This is a genomic window from Methanocella paludicola SANAE, from assembly GCF_000011005.1.
In the GTDB taxonomy this organism is placed as follows: domain Archaea; phylum Halobacteriota; class Methanocellia; order Methanocellales; family Methanocellaceae; genus Methanocella; species Methanocella paludicola.
The window spans coordinates 1,366,982-1,385,370 of record NC_013665.1; the positions used below are offsets into that span (position 1 = coordinate 1,366,982).

Consider the following 18,389-nt stretch of genomic DNA (forward strand, 5'->3'; position numbering starts at 1 on the left):
TTCATGTTGGGCCGTATGATTATAACGGGCGCGTAATTTTATTGGCTTTTCTTTCTTTAAATTCGCTATATGTGCCGGGCATCCTACTGATTGGGTTCGGTCTCGATGTTCGGTGTCTCTTTTCTGTTGTCCGTTATGTATTCGCCTCGCTTTTTTTCTGAGTAGAACTCAGCTCTGTCTACTTTTTCCTGCTTGATGCTGCTGTCTTTTTCGTTCAGCCTGCGGCGCCTGTTCGTGGTTTGTTCGGTGAGGTCCTCTACTTTTTTGAATCCGTCGGTCATCATGGATGTGTCGGCATGGCCGCTCTAAAATGGTAACACGCGTTTATTGCGGACTCGTTTAACGAGGATCAATGTGTCCTGATGAGGCGCATACCGTTAAGGATGACGATGAGCGAGGCGCCCATATCGGCGAAAACGGCCATCCACAGGTTCGCCATGCCGAAGACGGCCAGCCCTATGAATACCGCCTTGATGGCAATGGCGAAGATGACGTTCTGCTTGATGATCGACAGGGTGTGGCGTCCCAGGCGAATGGTGTAGTCGACCTTTGTAAGGTCATTGGCCATGAGGGCGATATCGGCCGTTTCAAGCGCCGTGTCCGAGCCAGTGGCGCCCATGGCGATGCCCACATTGGATGCGGCAAGGGCCGGGGCGTCGTTAACGCCGTCGCCGACCATGATCACGTTGCCGTGGGCTTTACGTATGCCCTTCACGATGTTCGCCTTCTCCTCCGGTAAGAGCTCCCCGAAGTAGCCGTCCAGGCCGATGTCGGAGGCGATGGCCTTTGCCATGCGGTTGTTGTCGCCGGTGAGCATGACGACCTCCTTCAGGCCGGACTTGTGCAGGTCCTTAACCAGCTCCCGGCTCTCGGGCCGGACCTCGTCGGAAATGGCGATAACGGCCAGGATCGCGTGGTCTTTGCCGAGGATGACCGGCGTCATCCCGGCTTCCTGGAGATGGGCTACAGTCTGTTGAACATTCTCGTTCACGGCCTCGAACATCTTTAGATTTCCCAGTGTGTAATCAACACCGTCGACGGTGCCCGTAACTCCCTTACCCGTGACGGACTGGAAATTTTCGACCGGCATGGGCGTCTGCCCGTGGTTCGCCCGGATGATGGCGGCCGCCAGCGGGTGCCCGGACTTCGATTCGAGCGAGGCGGCGATATTCATGATCTGCGCCGTATCGAGCGAGTCAAAGTTAACGACCTCGGATACGGCGGTCTTGCCTTTGGTCAGCGTGCCCGTCTTATCGAACGCGATGGCCCGGGCGCGCCCGATCTCTTCCAGATAGCTGCCGCCCTTGATGAGTACGCCGTTCCTCGAGGCGCTGCCGATGGCCGCGACGATCGAGACGGGCGTGGAAATGACGAGCGCGCAGGGGCACGAGATGACCAGGAGCACGAGGCCCCGGTAGAGCCAGGTATAGAAGGGCTGGCCCATCAGCGTGGGTATGATGGCGACGCCCGCTGCCAGAAGGATGACGGCCGGCGTGTAATATTTTGTGAATTTATCGAGGAACACCTGAGTCGGCGCCCGCTGTACCTGCGCTTCCTCGACCATGTGGATGATCTTGCTAAGCGTGTTGTCCTTTGCAAGCCGGGTGACTTTTATCTCAAGGGCACCGTTCTCGTTGATGGTGCCCGCGTATACGACGCTGCCAGGCTCCTTTTCGACGGACATGGACTCGCCGGTAATTGGCGCCTGGTTTACGTAGGACAAGCCGCTGATCACCTCGCCGTCCATGGGTATTTTTTCTCCCGGCTTCACCACGATCATGTCGCCGACATTTATTAAAGCGGTATTAAGCCTGACCTCGCTGCCGTTCCTTATTACCGCGGCATCGTTCGGCGTGATCGAGATCAGCTCTTTAATGGAATTGCGCGTCTTATCAAGTGTATAGGACTGTAGGGCGTTGCCCAGAGCGAATAGTACGACCACTGTGGCGCCTTCCTCCCACTGGCCTATGGCCATTGCGCCGATGATCGCGATGGTCATCAGGAGGTTCATGTCCGCCGTCATGGTCTTGAGCGAGTATATGGCGCTCTTCGCGATGTGGGATCCGCCTACGACGATGGCCATGAAATACAGCAGTATCGGAATATACGGGGGCACGTTCAGGTGGCTCAGGGTGAACCCTGTAACTGTGAGGAGTCCTGATACTACAGTAATTAAAACGGGCCTGTGCCTGGTAAAAAATGATCCCTTTTCCTTTGTGCCGGATACCTTGATGGTATACCCAATGTCGCGGGCAGCCGCAAGGATATCATCAACAGGACATGTGTGCTCTACGATTAGCTTGCCTACGGCAAAATTTAGCGAAGCCCGGATGACCCCGGGCGTCATGGCGATGGCCTTCTCGAACTTCTTCGCGCAGTCGATGCAGTCCAGCTCCTGCACGTCGAACTGTGTGATCTTAAACGTATCCGCGGCCACATGGTAACCGGACTGCTCGACGACATCAAGCAAGTCCGAGGCGGCTCCCGTATGCTTGATATTCAGGGTCGCCGTCCCGAAGTTGAACTTCACCGAGGTGACGCCATGCACCTTAGCTATGCGCTCCTCCAGCTTTTTGGCACAGTCTGCACAGTCCATGTTGTCGATCTTAAATCCTGTCTCCCTGAGCGGACCCTTCCCTTCGGGCTCGATGCGGCAGACCTGACACTCGGTCTCCTCGTGATCTTCGTGGCATTCGACTTCGTCATGGCACGTGCCGCAGCTGCACGTCCCCTTCTCCTCGTGGCTTTCCTCTTCCTCGTGACACGTGCCGCAGTTGCATTTTTCTTTTTCGTGTTCCGTCATAATGCCGCCTAACCGTGCCGGGCGTGCTCCAGGCCGCCGTTGAAGAGCTGGAGCACGTGCTCGTCGTCTAAAGAATAAATGGCCTCTTTACCCTGCTTCCGGAACTTTACGACGCGCATGTTCCTAAGGATCCGGAGTTGATGGGAAATGGCAGAATGCTCCATGCCCAGGGCGGCGGCGATGTCGCAGACGCACATCTCTCCCGAGGAGAGTGCGTGGATGATCCTGAGCCTGGTCGGATCGCCCATTACCTTGAATATGTCCGATAAGCGTACAATGGTGTTCCCTTCGAGATCTTTTGCCCTTGTTTTTGCTTTTTCCACTGCATCTTCGTGGATTATACAGGCATCGCAGTCGTCCCTGGCACGCACGTTGTCCATCAATATTCCTCGTTTAACATGAACATATGAATAACTATTCACATGTTATGCTATCTACATATACATTTCGATTGGAAAGAGAGCCTTTATCAGATTAGCCCGAAGTATTCGTTGATCTTCCAGCGTATTGCCGTGGGCAGGTAAAAAGCCTTTACGTATAATGGTGCTTCCTCGAGCCTGGCCATCAGGCCCACCATGTCCTCGATGAGCTCGCTATATTCGAGCTGGTAAAAGCGGGACCTGTATACGACCACCAATACGAGAACGGCCAGCCCTATGACCATGGCGGTAGCTGCGATCTCCGCCGGTACCGACGAGATGCCAGATACAGCAATTATTCCCATAAGCAGCAGCGCGACGGCCATGTTTACGACCATCGATAACAGGGGCGTTTTGAGCCGGAAATCTTTGTAGAACGCGTAGTCAATGGCCGCGTTCCAGACGAAAATAATTGCTACGATCGCCATCAGATACCATATATTGAATATGACGCCGCAGACCAGGACCAGTATGAGCGGAAGCCGTGTAAGCGTGCCCGCCAGTTCCTTAAAGATGTTGATGTCCTGCTTTGCCTGAACCTCGGATGTCGTGACCTTGAGGCCATCCTTTCCGAGCTGGAGCGTTACGTCCTTCACGTAATAACGCTTCACCTTGCGGGAGCCTTCCGTCTCCCACCGGCCCTCGACAATGTCGTGTTCCTCCATCGCTTTGAGTCGGCGCACGATGAAAGGCTCGCTGAGGCCCATTTCGCCGGCGAGCTCGCGTGGATAATATGGGCGCACCTTGAGTTTCTCCAGGATGCGCAGGTTGGACTCGTTATTCAGGACACTGGCGATATTCTTGGCCGGCATATAGACAACATATCCATGGTATGCCATAAATATTTTAGCCGTCTCGTCCGCACCCATGCTTCCTCAAAATTTGCTAATTTCCCATGATCTTTACCACGGTAAATGCCCGATCAATCCATTATTTTTCTCGAGATCCCGATAGTTCAAGATAGTTCACCGGCCTTCACGCATGCCGTATTAACCACTGGCGGTCAATGGTTAATGGCATTCGGTCAAAATTTTTCTTATATACAAAGTAAGACCAATTATCCCTTGTTGCGGCGCAGGCGCCGCGAGAAGTGGATCACGATGATCATAACCAAGGGATTGACGAAAATGTACGACGATGTCCACGGCATCCGGGGCATCGACCTGACTGTAAGAGACGGGGCATCGCTGGGCCTGCTAGGCAGGAATGGGGCAGGGAAAACGACGCTGATCAGGGCACTTATCGGGCTCATTAAGGCAGATTCGGGCATAGCAACTGTGAATGGCCTGGACATTAACGCTGATGCAGACAGGGTCAGAAAGGTCATAGGCTATCTGCCCGAAGCCTACGGCCTCTACGACGAGATGACCGTCTATAACATACTGGACTATACGGCAAGGCTTCACCGCATCGAAGCCCCGGCCAGGAAGCAGCGCATCGAGGAGCTCCTCCGCACATTCGAGCTGGAGTCTTACAGGAACATGAAGGCGGGGACGCTGTCGAAGGGCCTGCGCCAGAAGCTTGGTTTCGCCCGGGCGCTGGTCAACGATCCTCAAGTAATATTCCTGGACGAGCCCACGTCGGGCCTGGACCCGATCGCCGCCCGGAGCATCGAGAATATTGTGGCTGGCCTGAAGAGGCAGGGCAAAACGGTGCTCATCACTTCGCATATCCTGCCGGAAGTGGAGAAGATGTGCGACGACATCGCCCTGATCAAAGAGGGCCGAATCGTTGTGTCCGGCAGGCTGGAGGACATCAAGAGGCAATATGCCATGCCTTCCGTCATCGTGCGGCTGAAGGACCATGAAAGCGTCGGTCGGGCCATGCTGCTGCTGAAGCCGATGGTTACGGGCAGGATGGAGCCGCTGGACGACGGGCTGACGGTCTACACACAGGACCCCGATAGCGTGACACCCATCGTAAATAAGGCACTGATGGACGCCAGCATACCCGTGCTGGAGATCAAGAGGGCCGAGGAAAGCCTGGGAGACATATACTTCAAGGTACTGGAGGAGTAAACATGGTCAACGTCATATTTGAGATCGCTCGAAAGGAAGCCACATCTTACTATGCCCGGAAGGGCATCATCATGCAGAACGCCCTGCTGGCCATCGTATTCTGCCTGGTGCCCATCCAGCAAATTTCGGCCACCATTGCGGCTGTGGGATACCATGCCAGCGCCTTCGCCGGCTTACTAGACTTCTACCTGCTCTTTGCCGCCTTCTATCCCATCGTGATCGCGAGCGGCATCTCCATCTTCGCGTTCCCCGTCGAGCGGGACCAGAGGACCATCGAGCACCTGCTCTCGCTTCCCCTGACGAACGCCGAGATATTCCTGGGTAAAGTGTTGGCTGCGGTTGTCACAGCCCTTATATGGGCAGTGATCATGTACGGCGCCATCCTGGGGTACACGCTCACGATGAACCCGATTATCTGGGATGCGCCCCTGCTTACGCCCTCCCTGAGCATCCTGCTCTTCGCTATCGTCCCGGCCATCATACTCCTCTCGACGATGATGACGGTCGCCCTGACCTCATACATCTCCAATACACGGGGCGCCTACATGGTCAACATCGTCATCATGGGCATCATGATCGGGCTTACTGGTGTCCGGTCGGCGATGCTGGTCGAAGCCGCCACGTTTAACCTGATGTTATTGGCCTTCCTGGCCCTGCTCCTGGTCGTAACGTACGTGCTTAGTGTTAAGGGATTTAACAGGGAAAAGCTGATAGCTAAGACATGATGGGGGTTACCATCCCCTACCTTTTTTAATATAACCTGTCAAGACCCTCAAAGATGGTTTAAGAACACTCGAAGACGTTTTTCAGCACTAAGTTCTCGAAGCTGCCTGAAAGTTACTCAAAGATATTATTAGAGGACTTACCATCTACAAAGTGAAAACGGAAAGCTTTATATTCGAGAAATACCATTTAAAGTCTGCTCCATGCAACATATTTGAGATTGCGTCGAGCAGTTCAACAATTTTCTAACCTCTTTGCGGGGGTTGCCCAGACAGGTCAAAGGCGTAGGATTGAGGGTCCTATTCCGTAGGGATTCGCGAGTTCAAATCTCGTCCCCCGCACCACCTAAAACGGTTCAAAGCTCTCCGTTTTTTCATAATTTTCGTAAAATCAATAATGACATGGAATCAGCAGGTCGCGAGTACAAATCTCGCCGGGGGCTTATAGGCGTGAGGTATAAATCCCCAAGCTAATAATTTTTTATATTCAACGTTTCTAAGCCGGATCCCTACACCACACCAAATAAGTTCAAAGCTATCCATTTATCGCAAAAAAGATTATATTGTAATGAAATATCCATATTAAAGATAATTGGAGGTTATATAATTGGCTGTAACGGATAAGACTGCGAATAAAAAGAACATTGCCATAATTTTAGCAGTATTAGGGATAATCTTAATGAGTATCGGATTGGTAATAGTTCGCGGATCTGGCTGGGGTATTGTTTCAATTATATCAGGTTTAGTATTATTGGTTTTTGGCGGCTATTTGATATATGCTAAACCAAAAGCTTAATTAAAAAATTGTCTTTTTGAAAAATAATTGTTTAATGCTGGGTCCCAGCATGAGGCTAAAGCAGTCCGAAGCTATCAGAACTTCGGGCCGTCTTACCTACCAATTAAAGCTCGTCCCCCGCACCAGCTATTTGTACTTCATTATCTTCGCGATCAGACGCCCGGCCTGATGATTGACTAATACCTTAAAAGCCTCTACCGAAAGTAATTTTTTACTCAATAGGACTATTCGTATATACTCAGGTAAAAGTATATTTTGGTAAAAGATAATACTTTATTTTGTAAAAAGAAAGATATTTATATTCACAATAGAAACTTGATACTCATGCTTCTAAAGGAGACGCTTCGGAAACTTGCGGAAATACAGGCTGGAGAGGTGAAAGTGCTCGATCAGGGCACTGGCAGGGACCTCCTGGACACCATCGACATGCAGTCTCCCCTGGCCGTCATCATCTCCGGCGTGAGGCGGTGCGGTAAAAGCACCTTGCTAAAGCAGATAATGAAAAAGAACAGGAGCTATAATTACTTTAATTTTGAGGACGAGCGTGCGCTTAATTTCGAAGTGTCCGACTTCGAGCGGCTGGACGGCGTATTCTCGGAAATAAATCGGGGCGCAACTCATTATTTCTTCGACGAGATCCAGAACGTTCCCGGGTGGGAGGTGTTCGTCAGGAGGAAGCTTGACGAAGGTAAAAAATTTTTCATAACGGGCTCGAATTCGTCGCTAATGAGCAAAGAACTGGGTACGAAGCTTACCGGCCGCCACTTGACCTACGATCTTTTCCCCATGTCCTATTCAGAGGCATTGCGGCTTACCGGAGAGTCGGCGTCCCTCGCTTCTTTCGACAAGTACTTCATGACCGGAGGATTCCCTGGCTATATCAGGCACGACAACGACATGATGCTTCAGCAGGTGTTCGACGACATCGTCGTCAAAGACATCGTCGTCCGGTATGGCTTGAAGGACCCGCTCCTGGTAAAAAATCTGGCCATATATTTAATAACGAACTCGGGAAAAGAGTTCTCCTATAATAGCCTGAAAAAATCGTTCGACGTCGGCGCCGCGTCGACCATATCGAACTTTGTCTCCTATTTCGAGGACAGCTACCTGCTCTTCACCATCCCGAAGTTCTCGTATTCCTATAAGCAGCAGCTCATGAACCCGAAAAAGGCTTATGCCATCGATCACGGGCTTGCAAGGGTGAACAGCGTCTCCTTCTCCGAAGATAAGGGAAGAATACTGGAAAACATCGTCTTCTTACAACTGAGGCGACAGTATCCTGATATTTACTATTTTAGAGAAAAGAGCGAATGCGATTTCATAGTTAAGAATGCGGCGGGTCAGTTACTGGCCATGCAGGTCTGCTATAAGCTGGATGAAGATAACCTGCGCAGGGAGATGAAAGGCTTAAGAGAAGCGATGGGGGTCGCCGGTATCAAGAAAGGCTTGATCATTACGCTGGGCCAGGAAGATAAGTTCGACGATATAGATGTCGTTCCCGCGTGGAAATGGCTGTCAGGACAGTAGTATCATTAATTTTTATTTATCAACTTAACTAACAACACTAGCGGTTAATATTCTATGGAAAAAGCAAAAGACGTTGATTCTTACATCGCCAGTTCTGACAAAGAGGCTCGTCCGATACTCGAAGAGCTCTTATCTTTACTACGAAGGTCCGAATCCTTAAGGATTTGCGTGTTTAAATATCGTCCCTATACCATGCTAAAGTGGTATATTATGCATGTTCCATTTTGCCTTTTATCCATGCAACAATATTAAAACTAACAACAAGGCCTTTTCTAAAAAAACGCTTTTTCAACGTCAACTTGTAACTTTTATATGGTTAAAGGTAGTATTGGCAAGTTGTGCTGCTTGATGAAAAAACTCTCGTGACGCTGCAGAGGCTTGGCCTGACCTATTACGGCGCGCGGATCTATGAAACGCTGGTATTGCTGGGCCCGAGCGACGCGACCAGGCTTTCCGCCGAGGCGGATGTTCCAAGGACCAAGGTGTATGACATCCTGCGGCGGCTCGAAACCGAGGGCTGGATCACGAGCGAGCGTACGCGGCCCATCACGTACACCGCCCGCTATCCACGGGAAGTGCTCGAAGAGCGGAAAGCCGAATTTAATGCGGCAGTCGATGAGACTGCGAATGATCTGTCCATGCTGTACGATAATCAGATGGACAAGGAGAACCCGCGGGTGTGGCTGTTAAGGGGTTCGGGCAACGTGACAGTCAAGCTGCTCGACATGATCAGCCGGTCGAAAAAGAGCATCATGCTTATGGGCTCCCTTTACTTTGCCGATGAGATCGGGCCGCTTAAGACCCAGCTTGAATACGCAAAGAAACGAGGAGTGACCATACGTCTCATAACCCAGAAGAGTATTCAGCTGAAGGACGGCGAAATTGACATCCTGGGCCAGCTGTCTCCGGCCGTATCCGAGGTAAAAGTATATGGGCCGCCGTACTCGAAGTCCGCGATCGTCGACGACCGGGAATTACTGATGTTATTCCCCCGCCTCGATAATAACGTACCCGACGAGGATAGCATCGTCGCCATCTGGATCCCCAACACCGCCGTCGCTTCTAACTGGGCGAGCATTTTCAATGCGGTCTGGAATGCGTGACCAGACAACTGTCATCTTTACCCCCTTAAAAGTTACAAAAGATATATTAATCGCCTTCATCCTGATTCCATTATCAGAGGTTTGCTTCCGGATGACATCGATTATCGATAAACGTCTTGTACTGATCATCACCTGTTTGACGGCCTTCACTACGCCCTTCTTGTCGACATCCGTCAACATCGCGCTGCCGACCATCAACGCCGAGTTCGCGGTCCCGGACCAGGCGCTGCTGAACTGGCTGGTCACCAGCTATTTGCTCGTGTCGGCCATCTTTGTAGTCCCCTTCGGCCGTATTGCCGACCGGTATGGCCTGAAAAAGGTCTTTGTCACCGGCCTGTTCGTCATCGTCGTTTCGTCGGCCCTCTGCGCCATATCCGGCTCCATTTTCATGCTCATCGCCTTCCGGGCGATCGAGGGCATCGGCGCTGCCATGATCTTCGGCACGTCCATGGCCATCCTGACCTCCGCGTACCCGCAAAAGGAGCGGGGCAAGGTGCTGGGCATCTACATGGCGGTCACGTACGCTGGACTGTCGCTGGGCCCATCGCTGGGCGGCTTCATCATTCACTTCGGAAGCTGGCGGCTCATCTACGCCGGTATCGCGGTGTATGCCCTGTTAGTGGCCTTGCTTGCCGTCAGGAAGCTCGCCGATGAAAGATCCGCGGCGGAGAAAGGGCAGTTCGACCTGCCCGGGACCGTTCTTTACGGGGCGGTGCTCGTCTCGCTTATACTGGGCCTGTCCAGCTTACAGGAAATGCTCGGCATAGCCCTATTCGGGCTCAGTCTCGTCCTCATGGCCGTGTTCTTCGGGTGGGAGTTGCGACAGGCCAATCCGGTGCTCAAGGTCAGCGTATTCCGGAAGAACACGGTATTCATGTTCTCCAACCTGGCCGCTTTGATTAATTACAGTGCGATCGGCGCCGTCCCATTCATGCTGAGCCTGTACCTGCAGAAGATCTACGGGTTAGATGCGCTAACGACCGGGCTCATCATGATCGTCCAGACCGTACTGATGGTGGCGTTCTCGCCCACGGCCGGCAAGCTGTCCGACAGGCTTGAGCCGCGTATCGTGGCTTCGGCGGGCATGGCCATCTGCGCCATCGGCCTGGTGCTCTTCGCCATGATCTCACCGGAGACGCCCCTGTGGCTGGTTGTCACAAGTCTGATATTCATGGGCATCGGCGTCGCGTTCTTCTCGTCGCCCAATACCAACGCGATCATGAGCTCTGTGGCGAAGTCAGACTTCGCCGTGGCCTCGAGCATGGTGAGCACGATGCGTATGATCGGCGGGATACTGGGCCTGGGCATCGCCAATCTGATATTCACGTACTTCATGGGACACACTGAGATCCCTGCGACGGGCCCTTACGACCTCCTCATGAAGAGCATCCAGGTGGCGTTTGCGGTCATGGCGGGGCTCTGCATCATCGGCGTCGGCCTGTCTTTGGCTAGAGGCAACCTGCGTAAAGCCGAGGTTACGCCGATCGCACACGCTATCAAAAAGTCATAGCCCAATAAGTAAAAGAGACTCTTCCGCGGTTTTGGGATGAATGTTTTTTTATCCTTTTCTAGTTATGCCGTCGTTGAGTGGTCCAACCACAGGGGCACGGAGCGCACAGGAGTTACACAGAGTTTTCTTATAATTTGAGACTCAGAGAGCTCAGAGGCCGGTTTATTAGTTTGCCTGGGGCACAGAGTTTATTGAGGCTCGGTTGACCAATAAACAATAATGCGGTTTATCCTCGGCAGTGCCTCTTTCAACTCCGTGCCCCGGGAATGTTATAAACCCGTACTCCGTGGCCTCTGGGTCTCCATTTATAAGAAAACTCCGTGAAACTCAGCGCTCTCCGTGCCCCTGTGGTTGGAATACTCAACGACGGCATAACATAAAAACGAGCGAAGGCATCAGCCAAAGCAATATATCATCCCAAAAACGCACAAGAACCGTAAAAGAATTAAATAAAAATTTGCATGCACACAGCAAAGGCGTAGGATTGAGGGTTCTATTCCGTAGGGATTCGCGACTTCAAACGTTATGTCCTTCGATTTTATATGGCCATTCCCATTTTATAAGCAATAGCCATTGCCGGCTTTCCTTTAATATCGCCCACGTCACGTACGCCCGTGCCATAGATGATCCCGGCTTCCTCCACGTTAGTCAGGCACGAAAGAAATGCCCGGAAACCGGCGACCGCGACGTCCATGGCCTCTTTTCGGCCATCATCGCTAGTGGCTATAAAGTACGCCTTTTTATTGGATAGCTCCGTGTAACGGGGGCATACCCTATCGATCACGACCTTTAACTGGGCATCCATGTTGTAGAAATAGATCGGAGTCGCCATCACCAGCACATCGGCCCGGACCATTTTATCCAGGATCTCGGCCATATCATCGTTTTGCACGCATACGCCGCCGTTGCTCTGGCAGTCCATGCAACCAAGGCAGAAGTTGATCTCTTTATCCTGCACGTAGATCTTTTCTACCTGGTTTCCCGCCTCCGTGGCGCCCAGTATGAACTGGTCACATAATAAGTCCGAATTTCCGCCTTTCCTCGGGCTGGCGGACAGTACAAGAACTTTTTGTTTCACTTATATCATCTTCCGATTGTTTATGATCCGGGTCATCCTGACATTCACGTCCGTTTGAATGCCACTTTTGCCATGGCGACGCGCTGCTCCAGGTCCGGCCCTTCCAGTTCTTCGACGACGGATTCGAGCATCGTCGGTATTTCGATGTGCTGGGGGCATTTGTCAAGGCAGTCTCCGCATTGGACGCACTTCGAGGCGAACTCCGGCTCTCCCACGGACAGGACGCTGCCCAGCCGTGCGGCATACATGAACCTGGCTCCGTCCGCATTCCCTGACAGGTATTTATCGTTGTATATTTCGAAGCAGAGCGGAATGTTTACCCCTTCCGGGCAAGGCATACAATACCGGCAGCCCGTACAGCCTACTTTCATCAGCTCGCGGTACTTACGCTCTACATTTCTCACCAGCTCCAACTCGGCTTCCGTCAGGGAATGCGGGAACGCCTCATCGGCCACCTTCAGGTTCTCGTCGATATGGTCTTCCTTATTCATCCCGGAGAGGACGACCGTTACCTCCGGGTGGTTCCAGACCCAGCGCAGGGCCCATTCGGCCGGGGTCCTCTTCGTCGGGGCCGTATCCCAGATCGCTTTCACACTCACCGGCACGGGATTCGTGAGGTTCCCTCCCCGGAGGGGCTCCATGACGACTATTCCGAGGCCTTTCGAGGCCGCATATTCCATGCCCTCGGTGCCCGCCTGGTTCTTTTCGTCCAGGTAGTTATACTGGATCAGGCAAAAGTCCCAGTCGTAGGCGTCCACGATCCGCTTGAAATCCTCGCCCGCGCCGTGGAAGGAAAAGCCCGCGTTAACGATGCGGCCGTCGGCTTTGGCATTATCGAGGAAATCGGCAACGCCCATTGTTACAAGTTTGTCCCACAAATCCCCGACCAGGGCATGGACGAGGTAATAGTCGATGTGGTCGGTGTTGAGCTTTTCCAGCTGGACATCAAGGAACTGGTCCATGTCCTTCCGGCTTTTCGCCATCCATCCGGGGAGTTTTGTCGCGAGCTTCACTTTCTCGCGGTAACCGTCGGCGAGAGCCCGGCCTAAGAACGGCTCGCTCTGCTCGTTGTGATAGGGATAGGCCGTATCGACATAGTTTACGCCGTGGTCGATCGCGTAGCGTACCTGCTTCGTGGCCCTTTCTTCGTCGATGGAGCCATTCTCTTTCACCGGGAGGCGCATACATCCGAATCCAAGGATCGACAGCTCGTCTCCGTTCTTCGGCATTTTTCTATACATCATTTTCGCTCACCTCCCGATCTTACGCAGCCATGAAGCCATCTCATTCTGCGCATTTTTAACATAGCTGCCCCGGACGGCAAGTCCCTCCAGAATGATCGACCGTGGGCAAAATTTTTTAATGTCCGTAACACTTCGCCCCAGGCCGCTTCCCTCGTGCGTGCAAAACGGCACAATAGTCTTTCCGGAAAGATCATATTCAGATAAAAACGTTGCAACAGGCCTGGGTATCGTACTCCACCAATTGGGGTAACCGACGAAGATCATATCGTAAGATTCGATGTTCTTGATTATTGATTTCAATTCAGGTATATACTCCTCATCCAGTTCCTTCCTTGCCTGCGCCACAACCGCATTATAATCCCGGGGATAGGGATCTACGGCCACGATCTCAAAGATATCGCCGCCGACGCTTTCGTGTATTTTATCGGCGATGATGCGTGTGTTGCCTGAGTGAGAAAAATAAGCCACAAGGATATTTCCGCCATTTACCGGACTTGAAGATGGTGATAAAGCTCTTTTCACTTTTATACTCCTCCAGCTGCTTTTATATATCGCCTGATGCGGCTTTAGTATACTTTATGTACATAGTGTATAAATATGATGTACATACATACATGTTACATACGAACAGGATTGATACTATGGACGCCGCTCCCAAAGAACAAATATATGATTGGCCGATCGATGCGACCCTGGCCGTGATCGGCGGCAAATGGAAACCGTTGATCATCTATGAGCTAAATGATGAGACGCTCCGTTTTAGCCAGCTACTTGACCGTTTACAGCCCCGAGTCACCCAGAGGATGCTGACAAAGCAACTTCGCCAGCTCGAGGAAGACGGCCTTATCACCCGGAAGGTCTACACGCAGGTCCCGCCGAAAGTGGAGTACTCTCTTACGGAATTGGGAAAATCCCTGATGCCGATCCTGGACCAGCTCTGTGAATGGGGGTCCGAGCACATGGGTGACCGCATCAAGTATAAGTGTGAAGAATGAACGGTACTTCTCATTGATACGGGAGATCGTTAGAATTGGGAACGCCACAAATAGGCACGCTGAACGAGAAGCCACTACATGAAGCCTTGAAGCAGTGGTACGCAGTGCCAAGGGACATGTTCGAGGTACCTGTTGACGGTTCTGTGGTGGATATCGTGCGCGACGATCTTCTCATCGAGATACAAACGAAAAATTTCAGCGCCATCAAACGTAAGCTTGAGAAGCTCGTGGTAAACCATCCGGTGCGGCTGGTATATCCCATACCCGGGGAGAAGTGGATCACTAAGAAGGCGGATGACGGGAGCACGGTCAGCCGCCGGAGATCGCCTAAAAGAGGCACGTATGAACAAATTTTCTATGAGCTCGTGAGGCTGCCGGAACTGCTTAAGAACCCGAACTTCACGCTCGAGCTGCTGCTCATCGAGGAGGAAGAAGTACGCCGGTTCGACGGGGTACGCGGCTGGAGGCGAGGGGGATGGGTCACGGAGGAGCGCTGGTTACTACGGGTGATAGACAGGCGGATATTGAAATCACCAGCAGACATGCTTACTTTTATCCCTACGACCCTGGCCGAGCCATTTAACGTCAGCGACCTCGCAGCCACAACCAAAATTAACAGGACGCTGGCCCAAAAAATGGTCTACTGCCTGCGGACGATGGATTGTCTGGCCCCTGCAGGAAAAAAGGTTAACGCGATACTGTATGTTCGACTAACTACCGGCGCCAATTCAACGGAAAGCAGATATAAAGAGAAATATAAATAATCTTACGAGCGATGCTCGAAGTGATAGACTGAAGACCTCGTTTTTTAAAAGCCCGAACGCGCGCTCGTCGAACGCGGTGAGCATCGCCATAGACCATCCGTCGTGGTTCTATGGCTTCGAGTACAAGCCCCTCATACCACCGGCGGACTTAGAGGATAATTATCGCAGGGGCAGGATAACGGAGGCCGAGTATACGAAGTCGTATAACCTCCAGCTCTTAGCGCTCGACCCGCGGCAGGTGTTCCTCGACCTCGGCGAAAACGCGATCCTGTTATGCCATGAGCCCCCGGGGCAGATCTGCCACCGCAGGCTCGTCGCAGCGTGGCTGGAAAAGTGTCTGAACATCTTCGTGCCCGAGTCCCACTACCGGGAGCCAAAGGTGATGTTATGAAGGCCGGCATCACGAAGCCATTTCTTTCGCGAATTTACGGGCGCCGTCGATCTCATCCTGGTTCGGATGGCCACGGCTAAATATCAGTAATCCTTTACCCTTACAGAAATAGCTCCCGACGACATTCGCGCCTTTCTGTCTCAAGGCCGCTGCCATCTCATCGACTTCCTTGCCGATGCCGCCCATGGACGTGCCAAAGAGCGCGACCTTTCGGCCGCTTAATTTACCGGACTGAATGAACTTCACCATGTCCTCGCCGGGCTTGCCCCCGTAACATCCGCTCCCCAGAAATATGATCTTTACATCCGGGCTCAACGCCGCAGTTTTAACGTCCACGGCCTTAACGCCCAGCTCGCCTGCGATCGCGTCCGCCAGCCTCTTCGTGTTACCGCCACGAGAATAATAAATGACCTCGAAATCGCTCATAACGCTATTGTTGACCTTTCAAGTATATATAATAATAAATGGCATTTACGCTCGAACTTATCGCTCTATAGATATATCTTAAAATACATCTGACGAACCACATGTTCAGTAATATTGATTATTCTTGAACCCTAACTCTCCGGTATATTAAATACTGCGATCCCATACAGGTGATAAGATGACGAATATCGACGACAGGCATCACCGCTCCATACTGAAGGCAATTGCCCATCGGGCGATGCTGGAAAGAGGGCTGGACCCGGATTTCCCGGCACAGGCACTTGCAGAGCTGGACAGGATCAACGGGCCGGCAACACAGGCTGACGCATCTACGCGCGATCTCAGAAACCTTATCTGGTGTTCCATCGACAACGATGATTCGCTCGACCTGGATCAGCTTACCGTTGCCGAAGCCATGCCCACAGGTGCCGTAAAAATACGTGTCGCCATCGCCGATGTGGACGCTGTAGTGAGGAAGCGGTCGGCAATTGACGATCATGCGCGGCAAAATACGACCTCGGTCTATACTGTTGCCGAGACATTTCCGATGCTGCCCGAAAAGCTCTCCACTGATCTCACCTCTCTCAACTATGGGTCCGACCGCCTGGCCGTCGTCATCGAAATGGTCTTTGCCGCGGATGGATCGCTTCGGAGTTCGGACATCTACAGGGCAATGGTACGCAATCATGCAAAACTTGCATATAACAGTGTAGCCGGATGGCTGGAGGGTACCGGGCCAATGCCGCAAGGACTCGATGCGGTCGACGGTCTCCGCGAGAACCTCCGGCTCCAGGACCGCGTGGCTCAAACATTAAAGTCCATCCGCTACAAGCACGGCGCGCTTGAACTAGAAACCATAGAAGCTCGCCCGGTATTTGTCGGCGAGGAGCTCAAAGGACTGGTAACCTCAAAACAGAACCGGGCCCAGGATCTGATCGCCGAGTTCATGATCGCCGCCAACGGCGTTGTGGCACGATATCTCGATTCTAAAAATTTTCCGGTGCTTCAGCGCGTTGTCCGCAAGCCTAAACGCTGGGACCGGATAGTCGGCCTTGCCGCTGAGCGGGGCTCATGGCTGCCACGGGCGCCCGACTCAAAGGCACTGGAGCAATTCCTGGCAACAGCCAAAGCTCAAGACCCTCTTCGATTTCCCGATCTTTCACTCAGCGTCATCAAGCTATTAGGTTCCGGCGAATACATGGTCCAGCTTCCGGGAGAGGATGGGGCCGGGCATTTCGGCCTTGCGGTAAAGGACTACGCTCATTCGACCGCCCCCAACCGCCGATACCCTGACCTGATCACGCAACGGTTACTGAAAGCGGCCATATCCGGGGTGACTCCGCCCTATGATCACGATGAGCTGGAGGCGCTCGCTGCACATTGTACCGAAGAGGAGGATGAAGCGACCAAGGTCGAACGGCAGGTAAGAAAATCCGCAGCGGCATTGCTGCTGAGATCAAGGGTCGGGGAGCAGTTCGATGCCTTCGTCACCGGCGCCACCGATCATGGGACGTGGGTCCGCATCCTGGATCCGCCCGTTGAAGGAAAGCTTGAGCATGGTTTTGAAGGCGTGGATGTCGGCTGCAGGATCCGGGTGCAGTTGATCGGCACGGACGTGGAGCGCGGGTTTATCGACTTTAAGAGGATAAAGAAAAATAACCGGCACGGACGATAGTTATTACCCGATTTTAGCGACTCTTCAAATACATTTTGGCCGTATCGTCCAACTGTGCCTCGATTGTTGGACGTTACGGCGAGAAATCATTTATATTCCAGTACCTTAGGGACAATTGGCGAGAGATCCTTCGCCATAATTTCAACCTCCTCAAAAACGAATGTGATGTGAATTCAATGAAGCGCAACTTCCGCAATTACTTCATAGACTTGACCCTCCTGGTCATACGTATATAAAGATTTATTTCCGTGCATATAAGCTCTCTATAATGATCTGTCAACTATCCTGTAATATCCTGAGTATGGCCTCTGCATCAATGTCCTGCCCGTGTGACGGGCAGAATCGCCTCACGCCGCCCTCTATCATTTTCTTCAGGCTTTGCTTTATGTCATCTGGCTCTCCGGTATAAAGGCCTGCGAGAAAATCTCCTACAGCACAATTACCGTCGCTCGCCAGGGCCGAGATCGAGCCCTCTGTGTGGCCTGGCGTCAGGAATACTCTGGCATCTATTCCATAGTCTTCCAGGCTTATGTCGTCTTTGACGACTACTTCGACATTTGTTCCTTCAAAATTCAGATACCTGGCATGCTTTGCCGCCGACCTCGAGACCGGGGAATTCTCGCCTCTTTCGAGGTATTCCGAGTCAGGCCAGCCCGCCATGACCGGCACCTTCAGCGCTGCCTTTAGCGCGTGTAAGCTCCCGCAGTGGTCCCAGTGGGCATGAGTGACAATAATGAGGTTAACACTGCCCTGAGATATCCCGGCCTCTCTCAGGGCTTTCAGGATCTTCCGCTCGTTACCCGGGGCGCCAGTATCGACGATCGCAGTCCGATCGCCCTGGATAAAAAAGACACGAGAGTTACTATCTATCCTGGAATCGATAAGCTGGCTCATACTTTGTAACAAAAGTCATAAGCA

19 protein-coding genes and 1 tRNA gene are annotated in these 18,389 nt (G+C 52.4%); 11 read left to right on the top strand and 9 right to left on the bottom strand.

What is annotated here, in order from left to right:
- Window positions 1-83: 83 nt before the first annotated feature.
- The 4 genes from MCP_RS06905 to MCP_RS06920 form a co-directional block, all read right to left on the bottom strand.
- The gene (locus tag MCP_RS06905; protein WP_012900120.1) at window positions 84-284 is read right to left on the bottom strand and encodes a hypothetical protein; all 201 of its coding nucleotides are present in this window, start codon (window positions 282-284) and stop codon (window positions 84-86) included.
- A gap of 65 nt (window positions 285-349) precedes the next feature.
- Window positions 350-2,803 (bottom strand): heavy metal translocating P-type ATPase, encoded by a 2,454-nt coding sequence (locus MCP_RS06910; protein ID WP_012900121.1) that lies wholly within the window; start codon window positions 2,801-2,803, stop codon window positions 350-352.
- Window positions 2,804-2,811: 8 nt separating this feature from the next.
- The gene (locus tag MCP_RS06915) at window positions 2,812-3,183 is read right to left on the bottom strand and encodes an ArsR/SmtB family transcription factor (RefSeq protein WP_012900122.1); all 372 of its coding nucleotides are present in this window, start codon (window positions 3,181-3,183) and stop codon (window positions 2,812-2,814) included.
- Window positions 3,184-3,272: 89 nt separating this feature from the next.
- Window positions 3,273-4,034: an ArsR/SmtB family transcription factor gene (locus MCP_RS06920; protein WP_012900123.1), complete on the bottom strand. Its 762-nt coding sequence runs from the start codon at window positions 4,032-4,034 to the stop codon at window positions 3,273-3,275.
- Between the two features lie 252 nt (window positions 4,035-4,286).
- Here MCP_RS06920 and MCP_RS06925 point away from each other — a divergent pair, with 252 nt between their 5' ends.
- The 7 genes from MCP_RS06925 (at window position 4,287) to MCP_RS06950 (ending at window position 10,898) form a co-directional block, all read left to right on the top strand.
- Complete coding sequence (locus tag MCP_RS06925) at window positions 4,287-5,240, top strand: ABC transporter ATP-binding protein (protein ID WP_231845191.1); 954 nt, start codon at window positions 4,287-4,289, stop codon at window positions 5,238-5,240.
- A 2-nt stretch (window positions 5,241-5,242) separates the two neighbouring features.
- Window positions 5,243-5,965, top strand: coding sequence for an ABC transporter permease (locus MCP_RS06930; protein ID WP_012900125.1), 723 nt, complete (start codon window positions 5,243-5,245; stop codon window positions 5,963-5,965).
- Between the two features lie 254 nt (window positions 5,966-6,219).
- Window positions 6,220-6,307 (top strand) — tRNA-Leu (locus tag MCP_RS06935).
- 262 nt (window positions 6,308-6,569) lie between these two features.
- Window positions 6,570-6,758 (top strand): hypothetical protein, encoded by a 189-nt coding sequence (locus tag MCP_RS15380; RefSeq protein ID WP_128859983.1) that lies wholly within the window; start codon window positions 6,570-6,572, stop codon window positions 6,756-6,758.
- A 324-nt stretch (window positions 6,759-7,082) separates the two neighbouring features.
- On the top strand, window positions 7,083-8,285 hold the full coding sequence (locus MCP_RS06940) for an ATP-binding protein (protein WP_012900126.1): 1,203 nt from the start codon (window positions 7,083-7,085) through the stop codon (window positions 8,283-8,285).
- Between the two features lie 338 nt (window positions 8,286-8,623).
- Window positions 8,624-9,388: a TrmB family transcriptional regulator gene (locus tag MCP_RS06945; RefSeq protein ID WP_012900127.1), complete on the top strand. Its 765-nt coding sequence runs from the start codon at window positions 8,624-8,626 to the stop codon at window positions 9,386-9,388.
- A gap of 91 nt (window positions 9,389-9,479) precedes the next feature.
- Window positions 9,480-10,898, top strand: coding sequence for an MFS transporter (locus MCP_RS06950; protein WP_012900128.1), 1,419 nt, complete (start codon window positions 9,480-9,482; stop codon window positions 10,896-10,898).
- Between the two features lie 538 nt (window positions 10,899-11,436).
- Here the strand turns inward: MCP_RS06950 and MCP_RS06955 are convergent.
- Genes MCP_RS06955 through MCP_RS06965 form a run of 3 tightly spaced genes read right to left on the bottom strand, consistent with a single transcriptional unit; the run spans window position 11,437 to window position 13,742 of the window.
- Entirely contained in the window at window positions 11,437-11,976 is a 540-nt protein-coding gene (locus tag MCP_RS06955; protein ID WP_012900129.1) for a flavodoxin family protein, read from the bottom strand.
- Window positions 11,977-12,020: 44 nt separating this feature from the next.
- The gene (locus tag MCP_RS06960; protein ID WP_012900130.1) at window positions 12,021-13,220 is read right to left on the bottom strand and encodes an aldo/keto reductase; all 1,200 of its coding nucleotides are present in this window, start codon (window positions 13,218-13,220) and stop codon (window positions 12,021-12,023) included.
- Window positions 13,221-13,226: 6 nt separating this feature from the next.
- Window positions 13,227-13,742, bottom strand: a complete 516-nt coding sequence (locus tag MCP_RS06965) for a flavodoxin (protein ID WP_012900131.1) — start codon at window positions 13,740-13,742, stop codon at window positions 13,227-13,229.
- A gap of 119 nt (window positions 13,743-13,861) precedes the next feature.
- On the opposite strand from MCP_RS06965, the gene MCP_RS06970 reads away from it, so the two are divergent.
- From MCP_RS06970 to MCP_RS06980, 3 genes are all read left to right on the top strand, one after another.
- The gene (locus MCP_RS06970) at window positions 13,862-14,215 is read left to right on the top strand and encodes a winged helix-turn-helix transcriptional regulator (RefSeq protein WP_012900132.1); all 354 of its coding nucleotides are present in this window, start codon (window positions 13,862-13,864) and stop codon (window positions 14,213-14,215) included.
- Window positions 14,216-14,250: 35 nt separating this feature from the next.
- Window positions 14,251-14,979 carry a hypothetical protein gene (locus tag MCP_RS06975; RefSeq protein ID WP_012900133.1) on the top strand — a complete coding sequence of 243 codons (729 nt, stop codon included), beginning with the start codon at window positions 14,251-14,253 and terminating at the stop codon, window positions 14,977-14,979.
- A 76-nt stretch (window positions 14,980-15,055) separates the two neighbouring features.
- On the top strand, window positions 15,056-15,370 hold the full coding sequence (locus MCP_RS06980; protein ID WP_012900134.1) for a DUF488 family protein, N3 subclade: 315 nt from the start codon (window positions 15,056-15,058) through the stop codon (window positions 15,368-15,370).
- Between the two features lie 9 nt (window positions 15,371-15,379).
- Here the strand turns inward: MCP_RS06980 and MCP_RS06985 are convergent, their stop codons facing one another.
- Complete coding sequence (locus MCP_RS06985; protein ID WP_012900135.1) at window positions 15,380-15,796, bottom strand: flavodoxin family protein; 417 nt, start codon at window positions 15,794-15,796, stop codon at window positions 15,380-15,382.
- A 178-nt stretch (window positions 15,797-15,974) separates the two neighbouring features.
- Between MCP_RS06985 and MCP_RS06990 the strand changes: the two genes are divergently transcribed.
- The gene (locus MCP_RS06990; protein ID WP_012900136.1) at window positions 15,975-17,471 is read left to right on the top strand and encodes an RNB domain-containing ribonuclease; all 1,497 of its coding nucleotides are present in this window, start codon (window positions 15,975-15,977) and stop codon (window positions 17,469-17,471) included.
- A 276-nt stretch (window positions 17,472-17,747) separates the two neighbouring features.
- On the opposite strand, the gene MCP_RS06995 is transcribed toward MCP_RS06990, so the two are convergent.
- Entirely contained in the window at window positions 17,748-18,365 is a 618-nt protein-coding gene (locus MCP_RS06995) for an MBL fold metallo-hydrolase (RefSeq protein ID WP_012900137.1), read from the bottom strand.
- Between the last annotated feature and the right edge of the window lie 24 nt (window positions 18,366-18,389).